General features: G+C 65.1%; 4 protein-coding genes. 1 reads left to right on the top strand and 3 read right to left on the bottom strand.

The window, feature by feature from the left end; all coding sequences use genetic code 11:
- The first annotated feature begins 60 nt into the window (after nucleotides 1-60).
- Nucleotides 61-1,173 carry an HNH endonuclease gene (locus tag AB0J58_RS44495; protein WP_364227786.1) on the top strand — a complete coding sequence of 371 codons (1,113 nt, stop codon included), beginning with the start codon at nucleotides 61-63 and terminating at the stop codon, nucleotides 1,171-1,173.
- Between the two features lie 110 nt (nucleotides 1,174-1,283).
- Here AB0J58_RS44495 and AB0J58_RS44490 read toward each other — a convergent pair whose 3' ends face one another.
- From AB0J58_RS44490 to AB0J58_RS44480, 3 genes are all read right to left on the bottom strand, one after another.
- Nucleotides 1,284-1,913: a 3'-5' exonuclease gene (locus tag AB0J58_RS44490; protein ID WP_364227783.1), complete on the bottom strand. Its 630-nt coding sequence runs from the start codon at nucleotides 1,911-1,913 to the stop codon at nucleotides 1,284-1,286.
- Between the two features lie 70 nt (nucleotides 1,914-1,983).
- Nucleotides 1,984-2,400 (bottom strand): hypothetical protein, encoded by a 417-nt coding sequence (locus tag AB0J58_RS44485; RefSeq protein ID WP_364227780.1) that lies wholly within the window; start codon nucleotides 2,398-2,400, stop codon nucleotides 1,984-1,986.
- Between the two features lie 68 nt (nucleotides 2,401-2,468).
- Nucleotides 2,469-2,699 carry a DUF397 domain-containing protein gene (locus AB0J58_RS44480; RefSeq protein WP_364227777.1) on the bottom strand — a complete coding sequence of 77 codons (231 nt, stop codon included), beginning with the start codon at nucleotides 2,697-2,699 and terminating at the stop codon, nucleotides 2,469-2,471.
- Nucleotides 2,700-3,145: the final 446 nt, after the last annotated feature.

Here is a 3,145-nt window from a genome sequence, read left to right as displayed (position 1 = left end):
TCCGCGTATCTCATACCTTCAGGTCTACACCTACGCGAACAACGAACTGGAAGCGGCCCCGTGCACATCGTCACGCCGAGATTTCATGGTCAGTACGGCTACCGCCGGGCCATCGGCTACTTCCTCGTCCACGGCGGCAAGCGGTACGACTCCAAGGCGATCGCCGGAGTCGCCTACCGGGGAGTCGGCGGCAGGCCGCTGCGTCCTGACGAGTTCTCCGGCGGGAATGCCACCGTTGCCCGGGTGCTCGGCGGCCTGGGCTTCGAGGTGACGAAACCGGGGCAGGCTGCCGAAGTGCCCTCCATCGAAGACCTCCTGCAGAAGGTCGACTCGCTCAAGCCCGCCGTTTCTCCCACGACCGGTGCGCAGAAACGGCATCAGCCATTGACCCTGCTCTGGGCGATCGGCCGCGCGGCCCAGGGCGAGCCACGCCTCACGCCGTGGGAGAACACCTATCGCGAGCTCGGATGGCTCATCGAGGAGTTCGGCCTTGAGGAGGACCGGCCCAATCCGGAGTTCCCCGTACTGTGGCTCTACCACCACGGCCTGTGGGATCTGCCGGGTCACGCCAACGTGCCGCCCGCCAGTGGCCGGCCCGCACAGCAGTGGATGAAGGAGCACCGGCCGAACAGTGGCCTGCGGCCGTGGGCATATGAGATCGTCGCCGATCAGGAGGAGATCCGAGCCCAGATCGTCGTGCGGCTGCTCAGCGCGTACTTCCACGAGGTCGACCACAACGCGCTTCTCGCCAGGCTCGGATTGGACGCGGTCGCCATTCACGGCGGGTCCCCCACACCGGGCCGTAGCGAGTCCATCATGGAGCGCGTCATCCGCGACTCCCTGCTCGCCGGGCAGATCAAGCAGGCGCACGCCTTCCGCTGCCAGTTCTGCGGTAACCGTCTCGCTCTCCGCCGGGGCTTCTACGCGGAGGGAGCCCACATCCGCCCGCTCGGAGAGCCGCACAACGGCCCGGACGAGCCCGACAACCTGCTCTGCCTCTGCCCCAACGACCACGTCCTGTTCGACCGGGGCGCGATCGCCATCCAGGCCGACCTCGCGGTGATGGACATGACCTCCGGCGTCTCGCTTGGCCCCCTGCGACTCGCCCCGAACCACGACATCAACCCGGAGCACCTGGCCTACCACCGGAAGGTCATCGTCGGACAGGAGTGAGTCGAGGTTTCTCCTCTTCACTTCGACGCGTTCGCGCGTTCCCTTGGCATCGACCTGGAGTGGACGACGGACACCTGCGACTCGCTGGTCCGCGCTGCCCTGGCGCAGGTTTAGAACAGCGGCAACGTCTGCTCGGCGTCACCCAACGACACGCCCGCCACGGTGTGCAGCCCGGTGACAGTCAGGCTGCCCCCATGAGGAAGTTCCCGGATGAGCGCGCCGAGGAGCAGTCCGGCGCCGACCGCGTCCCACAGGGCGCGGTGTGGTTGCCCGCCGGACAGTTCGGTCACCTCGTCGTCGAGTTCGTAGTAGGCGAGGAGCGCGGTCAGGGTTCGCGGCTGAGCTTTCCGATGGATGAGGCGGGCGAGTTTGAGCGTGTCGATCAGCGAGGCCGGTCGGATGCCGGGGCAGCGCGGTGACAGCAGCCGCCAGTCCACGTTGACGTTGTGGCCGACGATGCTTGTCCCGTTCAGGCGGCCGGCCAGCTCCGGTTCGATGGCGTCCAGTCGCGGGGCCAGGCCGAGCACGTCGTTGGTCAGGCCGGGGGAGGACCAGGGGCGGCGTTGGATGCGCCGACCAGGGTTCACCGTCGAGTCGTAGGCGTTTCGGATGTCCGGGTGCCCGTCAACCAGCGGGACGACTCCGACCTCCAGGATCGCCTCGTGCTCGTGGTCCTGGCTGCCGCTGCCCTCAAGGTCGAAGGCGACCAGAGGCGCGGTGGTCCAAGGCTGGTCGTGCATGGCGTGATTCTCCTTTGTCGGTCGTCTCCGTGACGAGGACTGTGGAGGGAAGCTCAACCCGTAACGTCAGCTATCGCCGACCTTTCGGGCACTTGTAATCAGGGGCGTGCTTGTTCGGGCAGCAGATAATTCCCATCGAAACAAAGCGCTCTCCTTTGAGATGGAATCCCCACTGGATATCGGTACCGCCGGGGAGTGCCTCCACCACTCCTTCATGGCGATGCTCCCGGCCGATCTTCGCCTCCTGGTCGGGGAGATGGAATGAGGGGCAAGCGATGTCGTACTGGTCAATGAGCCACGTCACAGCGTCGTCGACCTGCTCGAACGAGGCGGCGATGCGGTTGTGCGGCTTGAGCAGCCAGTCACACAATCTCATCGGTGGAAGGGGTGAAGACTGAAATTCGGGATGAAATGGCCTGCGAATGCCCTCGCTGTTCAGGTAAGGCGCTGCCTGACCTGTCCATGTATATCCGTGAAAATGATGCACTGGTCCTCTCCCTATACGACTAACGGACTTGCCTGTGGTACCACAGGCAAGTCCGCATCGCGGGGGTGCTAGATCAGGGCGCCGATGCCGTCGCGCAAAGCGGCCAACTCGGCACCGTTGAACAAGAGCGTCCCCGCCCCGGGGTTCTTGCTGTCGCGCAGGGCGAAGACACCGTCACCAACGACGGCCATCTCTGGGCACGCCTCCCCCTCGCCGTCGTCGTCATTCGACCCGCCGCAGGGGATGCGGGTGAACTTCGCGGTGGTCAGGTCCGTTCTTCCGTACAGGTCGGGTGTCATGAGCACACCTCCGTGTGATGGGATCGTTTCGCTCCGACGTTAGGGATCGACTGACAAGCCGGTCCATGAAGGTTGAAGATGTTGCGCGAGAGAGCCACGACCGCCTCAGAGGTCCGCAACGTTCCGCACCATGAGAGTGGGGAACCGATCATGCGTCTAACGTTCGTAGGTAAAGATCCCGAAAGTAACCCGACCGGATCGCCGACCGTCTACCGAACCGACCGTGGTAGCTGGGTGGTCCAGGGCTGGGTTGTCACCGACCCGGAAGCCCTCGCCCAGATGGACATCCCCGTGGGGGAGGTCGCCTGTGAGACCCCCGACCGAATGCTTCAGTTCTTCACGCCGGCAGGCCCATGAACATCTCTGACGACGCGTTCGAGGAGCTGTTGGCCGGCTTCGAGCACAGCGCCGTTCACCTGGAGATGCGGGATGCCTACGGCACCGCG

This window comes from Streptosporangium sp. NPDC049644, assembly GCF_040675205.1.
Lineage (GTDB): Bacteria > Actinomycetota > Actinomycetes > Streptosporangiales > Streptosporangiaceae > Streptosporangium > Streptosporangium fukuiense.
This window is presented reverse-complemented; position numbering and strand designations above follow the sequence as displayed.

Excerpts from the sequence above, each read along its gene's own strand:
- AB0J58_RS44490 (WP_364227783.1), bottom strand. The coding sequence starts at position 1,913 with ATGCACGACCAGCCTTGGACCACCGCGCCTCTGGTCGCCTTCGACCTT.
- AB0J58_RS44480 (WP_364227777.1), bottom strand. The coding sequence starts at position 2,699 with ATGACACCCGACCTGTACGGAAGAACGGACCTGACCACCGCGAAGTTC.